12 protein-coding genes are annotated in these 21,215 nt (G+C 40.9%); 5 read left to right on the plus strand and 7 right to left on the minus strand.

Going from position 1 to position 21,215, the window contains the following annotated elements:
• Positions 1-28: 28 nt before the first annotated feature.
• The 3 genes from H8744_RS13340 to H8744_RS13350 are packed head-to-tail and all read right to left on the minus strand — an operon-like array spanning position 29 to position 7,609.
• Entirely contained in the window at positions 29-4,120 is a 4,092-nt protein-coding gene (locus H8744_RS13340) for a fibronectin type III domain-containing protein (RefSeq protein WP_262435304.1), read from the minus strand.
• Positions 4,121-4,131: 11 nt separating this feature from the next.
• Positions 4,132-5,883, minus strand: coding sequence for a T9SS type A sorting domain-containing protein (locus H8744_RS13345; RefSeq protein WP_262435305.1), 1,752 nt, complete (start codon positions 5,881-5,883; stop codon positions 4,132-4,134).
• Between the two features lie 37 nt (positions 5,884-5,920).
• Entirely contained in the window at positions 5,921-7,609 is a 1,689-nt protein-coding gene (locus H8744_RS13350; RefSeq protein WP_262435306.1) for an Omp28-related outer membrane protein, read from the minus strand.
• 297 nt (positions 7,610-7,906) lie between these two features.
• Here H8744_RS13350 and H8744_RS13355 point away from each other — a divergent pair, with 297 nt between their 5' ends.
• On the plus strand, positions 7,907-9,736 hold the full coding sequence (locus H8744_RS13355) for a tetratricopeptide repeat protein (RefSeq protein ID WP_262435307.1): 1,830 nt from the start codon (positions 7,907-7,909) through the stop codon (positions 9,734-9,736).
• 205 nt (positions 9,737-9,941) lie between these two features.
• Here H8744_RS13355 and dpp5 read toward each other — a convergent pair whose 3' ends face one another.
• The 4 genes from dpp5 to pyrG all read right to left on the minus strand — a co-directional run bounded on the left by dpp5 (position 9,942) and on the right by pyrG (position 17,444).
• Complete coding sequence (dpp5, locus tag H8744_RS13360) at positions 9,942-12,038, minus strand: dipeptidyl-peptidase Dpp5 (RefSeq protein WP_262435308.1); 2,097 nt, start codon at positions 12,036-12,038, stop codon at positions 9,942-9,944.
• 470 nt (positions 12,039-12,508) lie between these two features.
• Positions 12,509-13,840: an MATE family efflux transporter gene (locus tag H8744_RS13365; RefSeq protein ID WP_262435309.1), complete on the minus strand. Its 1,332-nt coding sequence runs from the start codon at positions 13,838-13,840 to the stop codon at positions 12,509-12,511.
• Between the two features lie 118 nt (positions 13,841-13,958).
• Entirely contained in the window at positions 13,959-15,815 is a 1,857-nt protein-coding gene (gene yidC / locus H8744_RS13370; protein ID WP_262435310.1) for a membrane protein insertase YidC, read from the minus strand.
• A 24-nt stretch (positions 15,816-15,839) separates the two neighbouring features.
• Positions 15,840-17,444: a CTP synthase gene (gene pyrG, locus H8744_RS13375; RefSeq protein ID WP_262435311.1), complete on the minus strand. Its 1,605-nt coding sequence runs from the start codon at positions 17,442-17,444 to the stop codon at positions 15,840-15,842.
• A gap of 477 nt (positions 17,445-17,921) precedes the next feature.
• Here pyrG and H8744_RS19050 point away from each other — a divergent pair, with 477 nt between their 5' ends.
• From H8744_RS19050 to H8744_RS13395, 4 genes are all read left to right on the plus strand, one after another.
• Positions 17,922-18,020 (plus strand): hypothetical protein, encoded by a 99-nt coding sequence (locus tag H8744_RS19050; protein ID WP_369411071.1) that lies wholly within the window; start codon positions 17,922-17,924, stop codon positions 18,018-18,020.
• Positions 18,021-18,215: 195 nt separating this feature from the next.
• A complete protein-coding gene (locus H8744_RS13385) occupies positions 18,216-19,661 on the plus strand; it encodes a DUF3078 domain-containing protein (RefSeq protein ID WP_262435313.1) in 1,446 nt (481 codons plus the stop codon).
• Between the two features lie 180 nt (positions 19,662-19,841).
• Entirely contained in the window at positions 19,842-20,261 is a 420-nt protein-coding gene (locus H8744_RS13390) for a SoxR reducing system RseC family protein (RefSeq protein ID WP_305067375.1), read from the plus strand.
• 7 nt (positions 20,262-20,268) lie between these two features.
• Positions 20,269-21,183, plus strand: a complete 915-nt coding sequence (locus H8744_RS13395; protein WP_262435315.1) for a Fe-S cluster domain-containing protein — start codon at positions 20,269-20,271, stop codon at positions 21,181-21,183.
• Positions 21,184-21,215 lie beyond the last annotated feature (32 nt).

Here is a 21,215-nt window from a genome sequence, read left to right on the forward strand (position 1 = left end):
GCCTCTTTTATAATCGGTTAATAGCTCTTTAATTAAAAATAACTACAAAACTGTGGGTTAGGTTCTCACCATCAATCTTAACAATGAGTTGCTTTTCACTATGTCCCATTGGCAACAATATATTGTCATCGGTATTCACTTTGTAAGTATTCAATAGCTGTCCATCCATGCTGAATATTTGCAATCGTTGAATCAGTATATGTTCTGGGTTGATTACATTCAAAATCTTGTTAGAAGTAAATACTTTTAAACTATTGTAATTGCTCGTTTCTATACTTGAAAGCAAAGTTGTAAATTGATCTTGTGCGGCCCAGACGCTGGTACGTTCTTCATCGCATGTAGCTTTTACGCTCCATAGATATACTGTATTTTCTTTCAGATCTTTCAAACTGCATTTCTTTTCTGCCAGCTCTTTTATTGTTGTCCAGGAAGTGACACTACCTTCACGATAATGTACATCCCAAGTCAGATGGTTCTCGTCGGCATCCCAGGTAAGGTCTACAGTTGTTTCACTAATGCCTGAAGCTTGTAAGTTTGTCGGAGCGACACAATCTGGAATAGATTCGGTTGTGAAATCGACGGTTGCTGACCATTTACTCATATCAGTGTCAGAACAGATACTGCGTACACGGACTTTATAAGCTGTTTCGGGTTCCAATTGTTCTATGGTTGTCATATGAGCTGTAACAGTTAATGACTGCCATGCTTCTGCTCCCTTGCAGTAAGCCACTTCATACTTATCAGCTTCGCCTTCCCAAGTAACGGTTACAGATTTATAAGTCGGTACTGCCAAAATATTTTCGGGTTGGAAGCAAGTAACAGCCAATGTTTTAAAGAAGGCTTCTTCTGTCCATTCACTGACATCACCGTCATTTGTACTACACATGGATTGAATGGCATAACCATACTCTTTTTCAGGTTCTAATCCTTCGATGGTCAAAGAAGTCTCTGTTATCTGTTTGGTGATAAACTCATCTGATCCTTTAGACCTGTACTTTATATTATAAGCCATAGCATCACCTGACCAAGTAATGAATGCATCATACTGCTTCGGTGTGACATTCACTTCTTCGACTTGTGGACATTGTGCAATTGCTTCAGTGGTAAATGAAACTATAGCGACTTTTGCAGTGTCACCCACTTCACACATTTTAGTGATGCCTACTTCGTATGTGGTTCTGGGTTGTAGGTCGTTCAACGAAAGCACTTTCTCGTTTAACACTTTGAAATCTCTGGTTTTATTACCGGCTATTCTTGAAAATACCAACCAAGAATCTGCCATGCTTTCCCAAGTGATTTTTGCACTTTCGGAAGTTAGTTCACTGACAGGGTTTACCAATATATCCGATGGGCATGATTCGGTGATTGAGATACTTTTCATTTGTACTCCCGAAACTCTTCCGGTAGTTGATTTTACATAGATACCTATGCGAACTTTACCTTTATATCCTTTCAATGGAGCGGAGAATGTTTTTTGCTGTCCTCGTTCGGGTAAATCAGCTTTTTCAATTTTGCTCAATACATTGGAGCTAGAGAATGTCTTGCCGTCATCTGTTGAAATTACGATAGAATAAGTTTCATCGTTTTCTTGAGGAGACATCATCAATAAATTGAAATTAAAAATATAGTTTACGGAACCATCACCCAGATCAATTAATGGTGATACAATCCAATCGTCTGCTATTGTTTTTTTAGGAGACAATATTAATCCCACAGTCATGAAAGACGACCATGCCCATTGAGGTGTGCAATTGGTTCCATCGCAGAACTCGGTAGGATCTCCAAGTTCTCCTACTTTAAGTTCCCAGCTTAGTGGTAATGAAGTGCCGTTAAAGGGTTCGGTGAAGGGAACTCCATATCCGGTTTTAAAATTCAATGATTCCGACCAATCACTTTGGTTGGTTAAAGAACATTTAGCACGTATCTGAAGTTCGATATCGGTTTGCGTGGGTAGTTTCGTTAGCAGATATGGATTTTCATGGACTTCTATCGGATTAACCCATTCTTCGGAACCGGATTTTCTGTATCTAATTTCCCAAGCATCTTCTTCTCCTTGGCTACTCCAACTAATTTTTGCTTGGTCACCGATTAAAGAATCGTCATCTGCGGACAGATTAATAGGATAATCACATGCTTTCTTTTCTTCGATTTTAAAATCCTTGACGAGTAGTTTTATACCTTTATAGCACTTCCAAAGTAAACGTACTTTTACTTTCTGACCTGCGAATTTGTCGAATGGTGCATACAAGTCTACATAACTGGTTGCTGTGGCAAATTTGGGTGCAGTCTCTCCTGTTACTTTATAGATGGTTTCAAAATCGGTACCATTGGCACTTGCCTGTATTTCGAAATAATCCCTTTCATCCCAAGTATTATAAGCACTTGTGCCAAATCGAGAATATTCGGACATGTTGTAATTCATAACAACTCTGTTCGTGCCTTCACTTAGGTAAATCCAAGGGGAAGTCAGGTGATTCTCTGTACCATTTGTCGGATTGGCAGCTGAAATATTACATTCCAGTAAATGAACGTCCATGTTTGTACCGTTCATGACAACTCGAAAAGTTCCGCCTTCATTTACTGTCCATCCGGTAGGTGCTACATAAATAGGCATTATATTTAAATCTAATTTATAAGGAACTTGTCCCATTGTCACATCATCCGCAGTTGCACTTGTTGTAGAATATATATCATTATCTTTGAAACTCCAAGCTTTGAAGTGATATATTGTATTGGCTTGTAAGTCACTGACCGTTACTTTTTCTGTTGAGTTACCTTTATATAGAACGGTTCCTCCACCTTCAAGTTCGTCACCAACGTTTAAAATACCAGATGGCTGGCCAAATAATCCGCCTTCTTCTATTCTGCCATTATTGACTGAAGGTTCAGTGGTCATTGCAATTATTACCTGATCACCAGTAGAATTAGCTTTGATACTTAGTGTCATGGTATTCAGTTCCGTTTCCGTGACAGTCAACCCTTCAGGTTGTGAAGGGTTGGTGATAATAGTGGCAGTTAAAGGTGCTTCCACGTTATACTTTGGCCCATACATGCAGAAAGAATTGACAGCTAAGACGGAAATATGATACTTTTTGTTTCCTTCTAGATCTTTAGCGGTAAATGTATCCAAGGAATCTAAAGAAATTACAGTGGCATTGCCTAATTTATCTCCGGACTTGTAATAATTTCCATCAACCGGGTTTTCCGTTAAAGTTTCAGATTCGTTTAATAGTACTAAATACAGATCGGCTCCGGCAGTCTTTTTGAAGTGTCCGGTCGCAGAATTGCTCGTGCCGTTTATAATCAGATCTTGTGGCTGTTCCGTAGGTGATTCGCAGTTAACGGGAGGAGTAAACTGATAAGTCAAGCCATCCGCAGGATAATTGTCCTGAGTATAGGAAAGAGCGGCAGCAGCATTTATCGTGGTGGATATTTTTTCTGTCCAGGAGCCTCCGGTGCTTTCTATCAATAGACGGTCGTCGACATCTCCTTTGATACCGACTTTTGCCGATGAAAAAGATGAAGAGGTCATTTTCCAATCTTTATATATAATCTCTATATTATTTGAATTTTCATATAGACGAATTTGAAATTGAACCGTAGCGATAAGATTGCTTCCCCATGTATCGGTAATTCCTAAATTCTTATATTGTACAATTAAAACTCTCGATGGAGTTACCCCTGAAACTTTATAGCTTAATTCGGTATTATCCAATCCTGAAATCTTACCATTCGTTGCCGTACTGATCACATTCGTATTAGGTGATTGACCTATTGAAAAAAAGCCATCTGTAGGAGATTCCACAGTTACTTGGTCTTTTCCTAAGATAATATACCCATTAGTACCGATTGCGAAACGATTCATTTCCTGATTATTGAATAAAAAGTTGAAGCCTATCGGAAAACCGTCATCCGTAACTTTTACATCGGATGCCTTGTCGATACTGGTATATGCTTTGCCATTCAAGTCTATCCCATGGATACTGGAATTAACCACAGTTCCCTCTGTGATTTCTTCGTAAACTCCATTTTTACTTTCAAACTCATACCCCATTATGGGTTGGGCATAAGATATTATCCAAACCAAAAAGCTGGATAATAGAAAAATGTACCTTTTCATAACTGTTATCTTTATTTGTTAACTAAAATACGAATGGTTTTTACGCCTTTATGTGTAGTCATTGTAGCCAAGTACACTCCTGTTGGGATGCCGGACAAGTTCCAATCCAATTGATGATTTCCGGTTGACATTTGTCCATCGTAAACAGTGTGGAGCTTTTGTCCTGTCAGTGAATAAATGTTCAGGCTGAGAGAATTATCTTCAAATGAGTTGATATTAAAAGTAGCTTTTTCACCATTTATTGAATAAGTTATTTCCGATTTGTTATCTGCTTTTGTCATAGCCTCGATACCAGTGCCGATTGTTGCATCGGTCTTGATATATTGCATGTATAAAACTGCCTTTTCGTTGTCGTCACGTAAGTCTTCCCACATCGTTATCCAATGATCGCCATCGATCAAAGGGGATGCCCATAAATGATTCTTCTTAGCTTCGTTTGTAGTAAAAGCCACTTTACGGGGATTCCAGAGCGATTCTCCGTCCGAATTAAATTTCTCCACGTAGCAGGAAGGGTTAGAATAGATGTCGGTTGTTATATAGAAAATTACAAAGTTCCCGTCTTCTGCATTTTGGATCGAATAATCTCCGATATAGAAGTCTGTTTGTACGGGTATGACTTCCATGCCCTCGGGATTCCACAATAATTCACTGCTTGCGGCAACTTTTTGTATCATTAATCGTTGAGTTGAAGAAGTTCCTGCTGCGACGTCTCTCCACATAAAATATAAACAATCTTCTTTTTCGTTATAAACGAATTTGGGATTCATGGATCTGAAGTTATCGGAAATTCCTACTTTTACGCCGTCCATTCCTTCCGGAAAAGCCAATGTGCCGTCAGGTTTAACATTGGATATGTACACAGACTCAGTGTTGGTAAAGAAACGATCATCGAACCAAGACACATATACTCCCCCTTTTGTGTCCGGAAGAACTTGTAAAATGGTATGTAAAGGAACTGTAGTGAAGCCTCCCCTGTAAATACGGGTGTCGGTAGCCCATACTGACGAACCGTCGAAATCTATTTTTTTAGCCATGATATCTTGGTTTGTTCCTTTAGAGTAGACCATGATAGCCTGATTATTTCCTGCATTGACTAAATACGGATACATATAAGTCGTTTCATCATCTTTTAATACAAGAGGTGCATCCCACAAAAAATCGCCATCTTTGGACAAACGTTCTACTTCAATGCTATAAATTTCTCCACTTTCGACTACGCCTGAAGGTTTGAACCATGCAAATAAATAACTACCGTCTTCCAATTGGATCATGCTCATGCTAACTAGTTTAGAATAGGCGTGTCCTTTAAGGAGATCTACTCCTTCCTCTCCCCATAACATTTCACCTGTGGGAGAAACTTTATAAATCGAATAACTTAAATCATATTCATCTGAAGGAGAATTACGGCAGTCCGTTATGGCTATTATAGCATTTCCGTCAGTATCAACCATCAATCTTTGATTCACCATTGAATAAGATATGTTTCTTTTGTCAGAAATGATCTTACCTTCGTCAGGGAATAATTTCTTGCCGTTTTTATCTAATATCTGTAATGAGTTTTCTATAACTCCGTCTATATCTCCACTTACATTTCCTATGAAAAAAATATAAGTAATCCCATCCTTATTTACTTTGAATTGGGGTGAATAGGCGTTTCGATCTGTTGGAGAAACTCTGTTGTTTACTGCAGGGTCATCGCTCCATTGAGCAGAAACTGTTATACATATGAACAGTACGATTAATGTAAGTAAAATCTTTCTCATAAATATTATTTTTTAATAAAGGATTAATGTTAATGGTTTAATTAATGGCAATTTTAAAAATATGCTGCATTCCGTTTTTGGTGATTTGTAGCAAATAAATGCCATTTGTTATCGTTGAACAGGTCATCTTAGTGTCTTCTTTCTGCATGATACGCTTCCCTTCCATTGAATAAAGTGATAAGACACAAGGCGTTGTCATATCGACTAAATAGATTGTTTTGGTTTCAGGATCATATTTATATAATCTGTCTGCCACTGATTTTGTAATGCCTGACGGTTCTAATGAAGTACGGAAGAAACTCCTGCTTCCAAATAGTTGAATATCATAATTCTGTTCTATCAATGCGTTGTTGTCTGTATGTATTTTTACGTACCCTTTAGGTTGTTGTATGCCATCTCCCCACTTGTCCAGAATCTCAAAACAATATGTTTTATTCGCTTCCAATTCCGCTGTTTCTTGATAGACAGCTTTGGTATCTGTTACGTAAGGTCCGAACTCTTTGACGATTTCACCATCACTGTTTTTAATCGTAAATGTATTTTCATCTGCAAAAAGATCTGTTTGAATGGTTATATTAACAGTCGGTGTGGCTTGTAATGGTGCAGCGAATGTTCCTTGTATTGAACTATTTTTGATTTCTTTCCCGTTTAGAAATGTGAGAGTTATTTTATAATCATTTTTGTCATTCATAACATAGGATGAAACATTCAGAACAATTGGCATACTTGCAAATGAGGATATATTGCCATTCCACGTGACCTGTTGGGGCTCTTCGTTATTTATGTCTATCTCAAATTCTGCTGTAGTGATTACCTTATCGGATTCGTTGGTTAATGTAGCTTCAAAGTAATTATAACCATAACGCGATCCAATTTCCATTTTCGGGGTTGATAATGAAGCTGCCAGCGGATGTTCAAAGTTTGAATATGAAGGTTTACTGCCTGTGACATTCAGCACTTCTTTTTTTTCTTGAGTGACAAATGCAATGACTTCGATATCTTCCGGTTTTACTGTGGTCTTTTTAACTGTTTCAGGCAACTGATATACATATTCTTTTTCAAAATAGTCTCCTTTCTTGGGTGATGCCAATAGGTCCCCCCATACAGGAGTCAGATACCCTCGAAGCATATGGCGATGAATATATTCTTCACCGACCCCGCCACCTGATTGTGGTCCCATGATATTGTCCTGTGTCCACACAACATTTAAGTATTGTTTTTCTGTTTGCTCATCAGTCGTATAATATCCTTCCACCCTTACTTTAAGTTGATTCGTATTCCCATCGAATTCACTTTTAATCCATAGGTTTACAGGAGCATCCTCACTATTAATTTGTTTACCATACTTGATCCATTTACTTTTAGGAGCCACAACCGATGTACCTTCAAAAGCATGCCTATTGACAGTCCCACTGGGATATCCCAACATTTCGACACCGAATTCCTCCACCAACTGTTCTCCTTCATCAGTTCTAAAATCAGGAAAGTCACCTACCGGCTTTGAAAATGATCCGGCATGTACAGCTATTACAAAAGTGCTTTCCGGTTGAGCCATATTTAAAGCATTTGCCACTTTGTGTCCTTGAGGACAGTTTCCACAACTAATGCCTGTAAATTCTTCTAATAAAATATTTTTCTTTTGTAAAGTAGTAGGAACTTCATATCCGTACATAAAACAAGCTGGTACTGATAAAAGTAAAAAACCTGTGAGTAATTGTAACTTCATAATAAGATGTTTTTTGGTTTTATAAATATTGATAGTCTTTTCTTTATTTTCTTTTTTCCAAACATACGAAATTGGTTTAGAATGGCTACGTGAATTGGTATTACTCAGCTACTTTAAAATTTTAAAGCTTGATATTTTACTACGGCATTTATGTGCAAATCATTAATTATTAATGAAGTATGTGTGCGGACGAAAACTGGATAATAACTAACCTCTAAATAAAAATCATTAATATTTGTACAATGAAATATCTTTTATTATTTTTGTTATATACCTAATATAAAGAGTGTAGAAGAAATGAATTTATGTATTAATACTAAACCTTGTAATCTTGTAAATAAGTCGTATGGTGTCAAATATTTCTTAATTGTCTTATTTTTCAGTTTAGCCCAGATTTGTTCAGCATCAAAGAATGATAATCGTTTGGCAATCTTAAGCGAAGTTTCATCATCAATAAAGGAATATACTAATATCCCCTTTGCACAAAATATACGTTTAAAATTAGATTCGATTATCAAAGCTGGACATTATGATGAAGATGGTTTTGTCAGGGTGATCAGTGCTGTTGGAGAGTTATACCATAAGGAGGGTAAATTGACCAAAGCTATAGAATTGTATCAAAAAGTAGTGGTATACTATGAACAAAAGAATAATCCCACACAAGAAGAAATACATTCCCTAATACATTTTTATATACCTTTAGGGGCTTCACATGAAGAACTCGGACTATGGAAAGATGCCATGCCTTACTACCTGAAAGCGCTTTCTTTATCCGAGAAATATGGTATAGATGAGTATAAAGCTATGATATACAATAATATCGGTGTGGTTTATTATAATCAAAATAAATTAGAGAAGTCCAAGGATTATATGTTGAAAGCGATAGATATGAATATGCGGAATAATAATAGAAAGGAGCTTTTCAATAACTATAATAATTTGGCAGGCATCTATTTACAAACTAAAGATGAAAACAAAGCTTTGGATTATGCTTTGCAAGCCTTACAATTATTAGATAAGCAGAAAGATGCGGATTTATATTATTGTATGCAAACCAATATAGCTAATTTATATTACATAAAAAAAGATTATTCTTTGGCAATAAGTTATTCAAAAAACGCAATGTTTTATCAGGAAGCATTTGGCTTTGGCTCCGATCTCATACAAACTTATAAACTTTATTCTGATATATGTGATAAAATAGGGCAAAAAGACTCGTCATTCATCTATTTGCAGAAAGCACTTAAAGCATCTCAAGCACTCGAAAATAAGCGAATGGAAAGTGATATCCGGCGTAATCTGGCTGACTTTTACCGCAAAAACAATAATTTTAAAAAAGCCTATGAAGCATTGAACCTTTCGCTTATTCAAGCGCATTCAATATTCAAAGAAGATAATGATCAAAAGGCTGATAATATAGAGCGATTATACCTCGCTGAGAACAAAATACGGGAGAATGAATTATTGGTGAAAGATGTTTCTTTGCAAAAGCTCATGGCAAATCGTTTATGGATCATAATGTTGACCTGTATCCTGTGTCTTGTCGTAGTGGCCCTACTATTAATTTATCATTTTAAAAATAAAGAAAGGCAACGAAAAATCGAGGCGGAATTAGTTGAACATCAAAAGCAACTTTTTGAGAAAGAGAAAAAGATGCAAGTTCAGAAAGAAGAGGATTTGAAATGTATACTTGACCAACGAAATAAAGAATTGACTTCTTACACTTTGTCCATGATGAAGACAAATGAGTTTATTTCCGATGTGAATGAAGAGTTCAAACAAGTTCTTCATGAATTAAATCCGAGAGATCAAGAACAGAAAGCTCATATGCAAAAAATACAAGTTAAACTGCAACGGCAAAGTTCAACGAATGATTGGGATGAATTCCGCTGCTATTTTGAGCAAGTCCACCCTTCTTTTTATCAAAAGTTAGAGCAGAACTATCCCAATCTGACAATAAAAGAAAAGCGGCTTTGTGCATTTCTACGATTGGGGCTTTCTCCAAAAGACATTGCCAATATAACCTTTAAAGAGGTGAGAAGCGTGGAAACGGTACGTAATCGTTTACGCAAGAAATTGGGTATAGATAATGATGAGAAATTGATAGAGTTTTTATCTCAAATCTAGCGAGTACGAAGGTATTCTAAGGAGAAAATCATTGGATTGTTTTATCTATAAAGAAGGCTTTATATATAAAAAGTAATGCATATTAGGACAAATGGAGATGTGTCAAAGCTCCCCTTTATTGCAATGACCCTCGCCACAACTATCTGCGGTGAGGGTCATTTGGGGTTTATGAGTGTTTCGACACCCGTGTTCTTTTGTTAAGGCATTATTGTTTTAACCATTTGTCCAACCATTCGAAATAGGTACGTTGCCACAAGATGCCGTTCTGTGGTTTCAACACCCAATGGTTTTCATCCGGATAGATCAGAAGTTCGGCAGGTACGCCACGCATTACGGCAGCATCGAAAGCGGCCATAGCCTGATTGGCCAAAATGCGATAGTCCTTTTCGCCATGTATGCAAAGAATGGGGGTATCCCATCTGTCGACAAACTGATGGGGGGAATTTGCAAAGGTACGTTGGGCAACCGGATTTTGCTTTTCCCAGTAAGCACCTCCCATATCCCAGTTGGCAAACCATTTCTCTTCGGTTTCCAGATATTGCATTTCAATGTTGAAAATGCCGTCATGAGCAATGAATGCTTTGAAACGTTTATCATGGTGTCCTGCCAACCAGTAGACGGAGAAGCCACCGAAGCTGGCACCGACACAACCTAAACGGTCTTTATTTACGAATGGTTCTTTGGACATTTCATCAATGGCAGTAAAGTAATCTTTCATGCACTGGCCGCCATAATCACCGCTGATAGCTTCGTTCCATTCATTTCCGAAGCCTGGAAGCCCACGACGGTTCGGTGCTACAATGATATAATCGTTTGCTGCCATAATCTGCATGTTCCAGCGGTAGCTCCAGAATTGGCTGACCGGGCTTTGCGGGCCGCCCTCACAGAAGAGTAGTGTGGGATATTTCTTGTTCGGGTCGAATTGAGGAGGATAAATTACCCAAGTCAGCATCTCCTTGCCATCCGTGGTTTTCATCCAACGTCCTTCGACTTTACCCATTTCCAGCTGATCGTAGATCAGTTTGTTTTCCTGTGTCAATTGGGTCGTAGTGCCGTCCAAAGCGATTGCATATATTTCGTCTCCCATACTCATGGAGTGGCGTTTAGCAATCAGTTTGTCTCCGAAGAGGGCAGGAGCATCGTAATCATACATTCCCTGCGTAATGGCCCTTACGGAATCATTGGCCAGATCAATCGCGTAAATTTGGATTTCGCCATGCCATACTCCATTGAAGAAAATGCTTTTCGAATCTGCGCTCCAAACAAAGGCATCCACGTTCGATTCCAGCCCTTTGCTGACAAAGCGTTTTTCTCCTGTTTCAAGGTTCATGATGAAAAGGCGGTTTTGATCAGCCTCATATCCGTCACGTTCCATGCTTTGCCAGGCAATGTATTTGCCATCGGGAGAGTATTGGGGATTTGTGTCATATCCCTTGTTCTCTTCGGTGATGTTTTCCGTCTGTTTGGTATTCAGGTCGTATACATAAATATCCGAATTGGTAGAGATGGCATAAGCCAGCCCCGTCTTTTTACGGCAGGTATAGGCTACTTTGTCCGAGGTGGTGTTCCATGCCAGTTGTTCGATGCCGCCCCATGGCTTCATTGGACTTTCATAAGGTTCACCGTCCAGGATATCCACGATGTTGGAAATGCCGTTGCCGTCAAAATCTGCAATGAAGGGATGCGGAGCTGTTGTCACCCATTCATCCCAGTGTTTGTACATCAGGTCGGTAATGATGATGCCCGATGCTTTGTCGAGGTCGGGGTATTTGTCTGCCGTACTTTTGACTGTCTTGACCTGTGCAATGAAAAGTAGCTTCTTTCCGTCGGGTGAGAATGAGTAGCCTTCAATGTCACCGTCGTAATTGGTGATCTGCTTCCGCCCGCTGCCGTCAGGATTCATTTCATAAAGTTGGCTACTGCCGCTGTCATTGCTCAGGAAGGCTATTTTGGTTCCACCCTTTATCCAGGTTGCTCCGTTCTCCTGATAGGGGGTGTGGGTGATCTGCTGGTTATCACTTCCATCCGCATTCATCACGAAGAGTTCGCGGTTACTCTTGTTTTCCGGTACGCTGTAATAGGCTACGCTGTACACGATTTGCTTGTTATCGGGCGAGACGGATAGTTCACCGATACGTCCCATGGCCCATAGTGCCTCGGGTGTCATACGCTTACCTTCGATCTTGATGTCCGATTTACCGATAAGTGCCTCTGTACTTTGGTTCTGTCCTGCGTCTTTGGTTCCTCCGCAGGCTGCTAACATCATTGCTGTTGACATAACTAACAGTTTGGCTTGTCTCATATAAAACTTTCAATTAAATTTAAGATTTGCGAAGATAGTGATTAAATCTTAAAACCTGCTCTACTTGTGAGACTTGTTTTTGGAATGGGTTAATATATATGTTTTTATAGTATCGTATCGGCAAGTTTCCACCTTTCTTAATATGCGTATGAAGTGTTTTGACCGGGATGCATGGAAGATAAGCAATCCTATCTTGTGCTTGGTTTGCAATGCTGCTCCTACCCGAAGTGCTGCCTTCTCTATTCCTTTGTGCTGGCAAGATTGCTTTGAAGGCATGCTGTCTTTAAAGGATGCTATGTTTTACACCCCCATGTTTGACAGTCAAACATCCCCATGTCTCACTGTCAAACATGGGGGTGTAAAGCAGTGAAACATGGGGATGTAAAACATGGTTTCATCCTGACCAAAGACAGTCCGGTCTATTATGAACGATAGGCAGGGCTGCTCTTTTCGGGATGGAGGAAGTGATGTTATATCTTTTTCTTCTGCCAGTTGCCCTTCTTTATGTACCAGTGGCAGAGGATCAAAGTGAGGATGGCATAGAGGTGTTCCGTTGTCCAACATACAGCGACATCGACCCTCAAGTAAAGGATGATGTAACTGATATATATGACATAAACCCCTAATACACAAAGTTCCATTACCAATGCGGTACGTGTATTTCCTGTTCCGGAAACAGATTGAAAATAAACGTTGGACGGTACCATGATAAGATAAGCCGAACAGAGTACCCATAAGGCTGGGATGGAAGCTTCCTGTAGCGCAGGTATGTCCGTATAAATGCTCAATATCAGTTTGGGAAACAATACGAAGAATAGGAGTAGCGGTAGGACGAAAGCATATGCTATCCGGATATGTTGCCTGATTGTGCCTTGTACGCAAGAGGTTTCACCGGCACCTATCAAGTTGCTGACCAAAGAGCCGCAAGTCGATGCGAAGGCCATGGCTACCATAAACGGTATGCCGGAAACGTTACGGATGATGTTCGTTACTGCCAGCGCGCGTTCTCCGAGATGTTCGACGAAGAGAAAGAACAGGAACCAGGTAGACATGGAAAACAGGTTCTGAATCATCGTCCAGAACGATACTCCCAGTATCCGTTTCAATGTTTCCGGTTGGAAGCGTGGCAGCTTGTTCAAACCGTACTTCCGGCAATCGATCCGTTTCCAAGTATAGATGATAAAGAAGAGGACGGATACCAGTTCGGCCAGTGATGAACCGATGGCGGCTCCAGCGATGCCCAGCGGTGGGAAACCTAATTTGCCGAATATCAATATGTAGTTGAATACCACATTCGACAATACCATTACGATGGAGTTCAAGGTCAATGTCTTTGTTTGGGTGGTACCGACAAAGAAGGCACGGAACATGACCATGATGAACGAAAAGAAGAATCCGAAGATGCGCCAGTTGATGTAGCTTATTGCCGCTTCATAAATGTGCGGGGATGATATTATCTTTTGAAGGATATGCGGGGAGAATGTCATTGACAGGAAGAACATCACGGCCCCCAATAGCAGCAGAAAGTAAATCCCTTGATAGAAGACGGAACCTATTTCACCGTAGCGTTGCTCTCCGTTGCGGCGCGCGATCAGTATTTGTGCCCCGATGCTGAAACCGAAGGCCATCATGAATATGGCAAGGTAATAAACCCCGGCGATGGCCGATGCCCCTAATTCAACTTCGCCCACCCGCCCCAGGAAGGCTGTGTCTGTCATCCCGATCAACTGTTCCATTATAAGGCTGATGAGGATGGGGTAGGAGATGAGCCAGATCTCTTTATACGTATATTTTGTTTTCATGCGTTAGTTTGTTTAATTGGTTTTATCGCTTGGGTAACTTCTTCATTTATAAAAAATAAAGCCGGACAACGTAGGAGTGTGTGCCCGGCTTTACTGCAAATATCAGTAAGAAGCTGTTTTACTTCTTATTTTGTTGCTGTTTCATTTTTGCCATTTGCTCTTGTTGCTTTTGCATTGCTTCAAGACGTGCGGCAAAGCCGGTCTTCTTCATTTGTTTCGGGTCTTTCTTTCTCGCTTCGAGTGAGGCAAGCAGCTTGTCCTCGTCAGTCGTTCTGCGCAAAACGATCATAGTCGCTACACTGATCAGGGTCGAAATGAAATAGTAATAATTCAATCCCGAAGGATAATCGTTCAATACGAAAAGGAACATTACGGGCATCAGGTACATCATCCATTTCATTGCTGCCATTTGAGGTTGCGCACCGGTGTCTTGTTGCTGCATCGTAAACTTGGTGTTCAGGATGTTGGTTATTGTCATCAATACGCAGAATAAGCTGAGGTGATTACCCAGGAACGGAATAGTGAACGGGAAAGTGATGAAGGCATCGTACGTTGAAAGGTCATCTGCCCACAAGAAACTCTGTTGGCGCAGTTCGATGGCGGTCGGCACGAACATGAACAGAGACACAATGATCGGGAATTGCAACAGCATCGGCAGACAGCCACCCATAGGGCTGACACCATACTGGCTATACAGGCTCATTACTTCCTGTTGCTTCTTCATCGCATCTTCCTGTTTCGGATATTTTTTGTTGATTTCATCGATCTTCGGTTTCAGCACACGCATTTTGGCTGATGACATATACGTTTTCCACGTTGCCGGGTAAACAGCAATTTTAACCAGAATGGTAAGGATCAGCAATACCACTCCCATGCTGAGTCCCCAACCTGTGAGCCAGTCAAATATATTGATGGTAACGTATTTATTGATCAAACGGATCAGCGGCCATCCCAGATAAACGAGGTTGTCCAGTTCCCACTTGTCATCACGTCCCTTATCCAATGCTTTCAGCGTCTTATAATGATTCGGCCCGAAGTAGAAATACATGTCGGTAGGCTGCTTGCCGGTCGGATCGAAGAAAGTATTCATTTCAGCGGAATAATCCTTGATGTATCCGCTTCCTTCCTTTTCCATTCTCGATTTTACAGTCACCTTGTCGAAGTCTTGGTCGGCAATGAATACGGAAGAGAAGAACTGGTTCTTGAAAGCAATCCAGTCAATCCGTCCTTCCAGCTGTTTCTCATCATCTTTGGCGGCCGAAAGATTATCCGTTCCGTCATTGATCGTTTTGTACATCAGTTCGGCAAAACGATTCTCGTAGGTGAATCCTTTTTCCAACTGGCGGGCGCGCTGCGACCATGAGATGTCTACATAATCCGTTGAAGCCAGCTTGCCTGCCATGCCGTTCGCCTGAATGGTGAAGCTTAGCAGGTAACTGTCCGGTTTAAGCTTGTAAATAAAATCGATATAGCTCTCGCTGTTCGATGCCAGTCGCATCGTGACGCTGCTGTCCGTCTTGTTTACAACATCGAAGTAATAATCTTTTGTCTGGATGGCCCCTTCTTTCTTGTTATAGAAGTTGAAACTCATCTCCGCATCATCCCCGTTGAAAAGGACGACAGGGCTCGTCTTATCCTGCGCTTTGTAATCTTTCAGCAATGCAGAGTAAACCCTTCCTCCTTTATTGTCGAGTGTGATTTCGACCAGATTGTTCTGGATGGTGGTAAAGGTCTCTTTCCCCTCTATGCCATTGAAAAAAAGACTGGTGGAATCTTTCTTGACCTCTTCTTTCTCGTTCGCCAAAGCTGCTTCGGCTTTTGCTTTGAGGGCTGCTTCCTGCTTTTGCACCACTGCAATAGAGTCGTAGTATCTCTTCTGCGCTGCAAGCTGTTCCTCACTTGGACGGCTCAGAAAGCTGAACCCCACTAATAGTAGAGCTATTAAAACAAGACCTGTTATGGTGTTTTTATCCATTTTCTGTTTCTATATTTATGATTGTTATTTTCCTATCGCTGCTTTTATGAATGATAAGAACAACGGATGAGGATGGAGTACCGTACTGCTGTATTCCGGATGGAACTGCGTACCTACGAACCATTTCAATGCCGGTATTTCGACTATTTCGACCAAACCGGATTCCGGGTTGATGCCCGTGCATTTCATGCCGGCTGCTTCATATTCATTCTTAAAATCATTGTTGAACTCATAACGGTGGCGGTGGCGTTCCTGTATGTGTTCGGTCTTGTAGGCCTCGTATGCCAGGCTGCCTTTTTCCAATGTGCATTCATATGCACCCAGACGCATGGTGCCACCCATGTTGGTAATGGCTTTCTGCTCTTCCATGATATCGATCACATTGTACGGAGTCTTTTCGTCCATTTCACGGGAGTTTGCATCGGCATGGCCAAGAACGTTGCGGGCGAATTCTATTGCCATGCATTGCATGCCGAGGCAGATACCGAAAGTCGGGATGTCATGGGTACGGGTGTATTTGATTGCGACAAACTTGCCTTCTATACCTCTCTGCCCGAAGCCCGGCCCGATCATGACACCGGCCATTCCTTTTAAGGCTTCTCCTACATTATCGTCAGTAAGTTTTTCGCTGTTTACAAAGTCGACTTCTATTTTACAGTCGTTATACGTTCCTGCTTGTGACAATGCCTCGCGTATGGATTTGTAGGCATCTTGCAAATCGTATTTTCCAACCAGAGCGATATGTATCGGTTCCGTCTGTTCCGCTTTGTGACGGCGCTCGAGGAAAGCACGCCATGGGCCGAGTCCCGGAGTTTCTCCTATCGGCAGTCCCATTTTCTTCAAGATGGTTTCGTCCAGCCCCTGAGCTTGCATCAGCAAAGGTACTTCGTAGATGGTAGGAGCATCGATGCTTTGCACGACTGCGTTTTCATCTACGTTGCAGAACAAGGCTACTTTCTTGCGCAGTCCTGCGCTTAATTCATGTTCGGTACGTAATACGAGAATGTCCGGTTGAATGCCTGCGCTTTGCAATTCTTTTACAGAGTGCTGGGTCGGCTTCGTTTTCAGCTCTCCGGCTGCTGCCAGATAGGGTACATAAGTAAGATGTACACAAAGTGCGTCTTTTCCCAGTTCCCATTTGAGCTGGCGGATGCTTTCCACGTATGGGAGCGATTCGATGTCGCCTACCGTACCACCGATTTCAGTGATAACGAAATCGAATTTATATTTGTTTCCCAGCAGTTTTACGTTACGTTTGATTTCGTCCGTAATGTGAGGAATGACCTGGATGGTGCGTCCCAAATAGTCACCGCGGCGTTCTTTATCGATCACACTTTTATAGATACGTCCGGTCGTGATGTTATTTGCTTTCGTAGTCTGAATACCTAGGAAACGTTCGTAATGTCCCAGGTCAAGGTCGGCTTCATGACCATCCACAGTTACGTAACACTCTCCATGTTCATAAGGATTCAGTGTTCCCGGGTCGATGTTAATATACGGGTCGAACTTCTGGATTGTAACTTTATAACCTCTTGCTTGCAGCAATTTACCGATGGATGACGAGATGATGCCTTTTCCTAAAGAAGAAGCTACACCACCGGTGACAAAAATATACTTTGTTTCTCCCACAGCTATAACTGTTTTAATAATTTGTTTACTAAGTCGTATTTTAAAAGAATCTAACGCTTTTAAAAAGCGCAAAATTACAAAAAAATGAAGAACTACTAAGGTTTGCATGATACAAATTTATTAAAAAATGCTTTTTCCCCGTTTTTTCCTCCTTATATATAATGATATAGGTGATTGTATCTTTGCTTGCTTTTTATTCGTCATTCTGATCAAAGATAACTGGGAAGCTGCCATTTACGAAGATGGAGGATATACGCACGGTCAATTTTACAAATACGTGACATCAACGCGATTGTCACGAATCGGTAAAGCCAAAGTGACCTGTTTCCGTAATGAATCCATAGCTTTGCGGTTGGTCGATGCAACGAAGCATTTCACCATAAATCACCCATTCATCATGAAAATGATCAATTTACCCCGCTCCCTGTCTGCCACATGGCGAACGATAACATCCTCCAGCTTATTGAAGAATGTGGCATGGAGGGTTATGGTATTTACATCGCATTGGTATGCGAAATACGTCTACGAGATGACTATCGCTGCCAGATGAAATCGATCACTGCACTGGCGCGCTGATGGTATTTATGGCAATGCTACCGTCATCCGGACGAAGTGCCACCGTTATCGGAATGGAGCAGGGGATTAAGTTTGCGGCAATTGCGGTATCCGTGTAAGTGACGAAACCTTTAAAGGACTATTGATTTAAAACAGGCCGTTTTTTTTATGTTATATAAACAATTTGATGTACTTTTGCGGCAAATTGGATAAATTATGAGGAAGATTTATATTTCATCATTCGCATTAGCGCTTATTTTTTCTACGTCTGTAATGGCGGAAAATGGAGTAAAACCTGTGCGGAAAAGCCAGAATAATACAAGAGATTCGGTGTTCATATCTAGGCCGGATACTCTATCAGCTACTCTGAAACCTTATTTGTTGTTGAAATTGAATCCGAGTACAAACAAACTGGATACGGTTTCAATCTTATACGAAAAATACATCGGACAGTTGGACTATTTGAATGATCCGGCTGCACCCCAACGTTATATCCCTGATTATCCGCAATATTATCGGTTGTTTGTACCGCTGGCATATTATTACTCTCCGATAGCAAACTATTCAACGCTAAATTGGAAGTTGCAGAAGCCGGATTCAGTTACCGTTGATTATGGAAAACTATTGGCTGACGATACGCTCCCTTTTACAGATCTGAAACGCTCAAATAAGTTGGTGGACGAAACTTTGATGGATCTGTATTTGAAAGCACCCCAGTTGGTTAAAACAACAGAAGACCGCATCATGAGCCGTCAGGTTTTCAGGGAAGACGTGAAACCTAAAATTACTCCGAAAGCTCAGGTGCTGCACTTATTCCAGACCGAACCGATGAATGTAGAAGTAGGAGAGGCCGATATGAAAATCAGCAAACCGAACTGGTGGGTAACGGGCGGTAACGGTTCGTTGCAGATTACACAGAACTATATCTCTGATAACTGGTATAAAGGTGGCGAAAGTAACAATGCCGTATTGGCCAATTTACAACTGTTCGCTAATTATAATGACCGTGAAAAGCTGCAGTTCGAAAACCTGATGGAAGCCAAGCTTGGATTTAACTCATCCCCGTCCGATGAATTTCATAAATATTTGGTAAACACCGATCAATTCCGACTGTATAGTAAACTGGGATTGCAGGCTGCCAAAAACTGGTATTATACGATGTCTGCTGAATTTAAAACTCAGTTTTGCAAAGGTTACAAAGCCAATAGCGAAGAATTGGTTTCCGCATTTTTAGCCCCTGCCGATTTTGCTGTCAGCATCGGTATGGACTATAAACTAAAAAAGAAGAAATTTAATTTCTCTCTGTTCTTGGCTCCATTGACCTACAATCTGCGTTATGTAGGTAACAAAGATGTAGATGAAACTAAATTTGGATTGGATGAGGGCAGGTCTACTAAGCATGATATCGGTTCGCAAATACAACCAACGTTGGTATGGACCATCATTCCTTCCATTGTGTTGGATTCACGTCTCAATTATCTGACCAGCTATAAATGGGTGCGCGTCGAATGGGAAAATACAGTAAACTTTGTCCTGAACCGCTATCTGTCTACTAAACTTTATGTACATGCCCGTTACGATGACAGTGCGAAACCAACTACTGGCGATAGCTATTTTCAGGTAAAGGAATTGCTTAGCTTTGGTATTAATTATCAATGGTAATTTGATTTTTACGAGCAAAATGATAGGGGTGACCGATGGCGGACACCCTTTTTTTTAGCCATATATGGCTGCAGATGATTAGAAAATAATATGCTTATAAACAGAAAAAAACAGTCGAAAGCTTCATAGTTCACAAATAATGCTTAAATTTGCCGCAATTTGTAATGTTCAGTTTGCAAAATGGCTAATACAATAAAGCATCGAGGTATTGTGGAAAACATATCTGGCTCTCATCTTTCGGTGAGAATCATCCAGACATCGGCTTGTTCGTCATGCAGTGTCAAAGGGCATTGCTCCTCGGCAGATAGTAAAGAGAAACTAATCGATATCGTTGATCCGTTGGCTTCATCCTATCAGGTTGGGGAGCCCGTGATAGTTGTCGGTGAGACTTCTATGGGGGTGATGGCAGTCTTTCTAGCCTTTGTGGTTCCGTTTATTATTCTTATACTTTCCCTCTTTATATTTATGGCTGTGTTGGACGATGAACTTTATGCATCTATCATATCATTGGGTCTTCTTATACCTTATTATTATATATTATGGCTCAATAAAACACGATTAAAACAGAAATTCTCATTTAAAATAAAACCAATAAAATAACTAATTTATGATTTTGATTCTGATTGCAGTGATTTCATTGGGAGCTATTGCGCTGATTTCAGCAGCCATCTTGTATGGGGCTTCCAGGAAATTTGCCGTGTATGAAGACCCGCGTATTGCTCAGGTTTCAGAAGTGTTGCCACAAGCCAATTGCGGTGGATGTGGTTATCCGGGATGTAGTGGATTTGCTGACGCTTGTGTGAAAGCAGGTTCGCTGGAAGGTAAATTTTGTCCGGTAGGTGGCCAGCCTGTAATGGCTGAAGTTGCTTCGATTCTTGGATTGGATGCGGGAGAAGCCGAACCTATGGTTGCGGTAGTAAGATGTAATGGATCTTGTGCGAACCGTCCGCGTACCAACATGTATGATGGTGCGAAGAGTTGTGCGATTGTAGCTTCTCTTTATGGAGGCGAGACTGGATGCAGTTATGGTTGCTTGGGCTGTGGAGACTGTGTGTCCGCCTGTCAGTTCGATGCCATTCACATGAATCCCGAAACCGGGTTGCCGGAAGTGGATGAAGACAAGTGTACTGCTTGCGGTGCATGTGTGAAAGCTTGTCCGAAATCAATTATCGAGGTTCGTCCTAAAGGCAAAAAGTCGCGTCGTGTGTATGTGTCCTGTGTTAATAAAGACAAGGGAGCCGTAGCGCGTAAGGCATGTACTGTAAGTTGTATCGGTTGCGGTAAGTGTGTGAAGACTTGTCCGTTCGAAGCCATTACATTGGAAAATAATCTGGCTTATATCGATCCTAACAAATGTAAATCATGCCGTAAATGTGTGGAAGTTTGTCCGCAAGGATCCATCATAGAGTTGAACTTCCCTCCCCGTAAGCCAAAAGCCGATGAAGCATCTGCAACCGACGCTCCGAAAATGACAGCTCCGAAAGTGGCGGAAACAAAAGCGACTCCGGCAGCTGAGGCATAATAACAGAATATAAACAGATAAAAATACAGAAT

Source organism: Jilunia laotingensis (assembly GCF_014385165.1).
GTDB classification, from domain to species: domain Bacteria; phylum Bacteroidota; class Bacteroidia; order Bacteroidales; family Bacteroidaceae; genus Bacteroides; species Bacteroides laotingensis.

Excerpts from the sequence above, each read along its gene's own strand:
- H8744_RS13355 (WP_262435307.1), top strand. The coding sequence starts at position 7,907 with ATGAATTTATGTATTAATACTAAACCTTGTAATCTTGTAAATAAGTCG.
- dpp5 (WP_262435308.1), bottom strand. The coding sequence starts at position 12,038 with ATGAGACAAGCCAAACTGTTAGTTATGTCAACAGCAATGATGTTAGCA.
- H8744_RS13390 (WP_305067375.1), top strand. The coding sequence starts at position 19,842 with ATGGCTAATACAATAAAGCATCGAGGTATTGTGGAAAACATATCTGGC.
- H8744_RS13345 (WP_262435305.1), bottom strand. The coding sequence starts at position 5,883 with ATGAGAAAGATTTTACTTACATTAATCGTACTGTTCATATGTATAACA.
- H8744_RS13395 (WP_262435315.1), top strand. The coding sequence starts at position 20,269 with ATGATTTTGATTCTGATTGCAGTGATTTCATTGGGAGCTATTGCGCTG.
- H8744_RS13350 (WP_262435306.1), bottom strand. The coding sequence starts at position 7,609 with ATGAAGTTACAATTACTCACAGGTTTTTTACTTTTATCAGTACCAGCT.
- H8744_RS13340 (WP_262435304.1), bottom strand. The coding sequence starts at position 4,120 with ATGAAAAGGTACATTTTTCTATTATCCAGCTTTTTGGTTTGGATAATA.
- H8744_RS13365 (WP_262435309.1), bottom strand. The coding sequence starts at position 13,840 with ATGAAAACAAAATATACGTATAAAGAGATCTGGCTCATCTCCTACCCC.
- yidC (WP_262435310.1), bottom strand. The coding sequence starts at position 15,815 with ATGGATAAAAACACCATAACAGGTCTTGTTTTAATAGCTCTACTATTA.
- H8744_RS19050 (WP_369411071.1), top strand. The coding sequence starts at position 17,922 with ATGGAGGGTTATGGTATTTACATCGCATTGGTATGCGAAATACGTCTA.
- H8744_RS13385 (WP_262435313.1), top strand. The coding sequence starts at position 18,216 with ATGAGGAAGATTTATATTTCATCATTCGCATTAGCGCTTATTTTTTCT.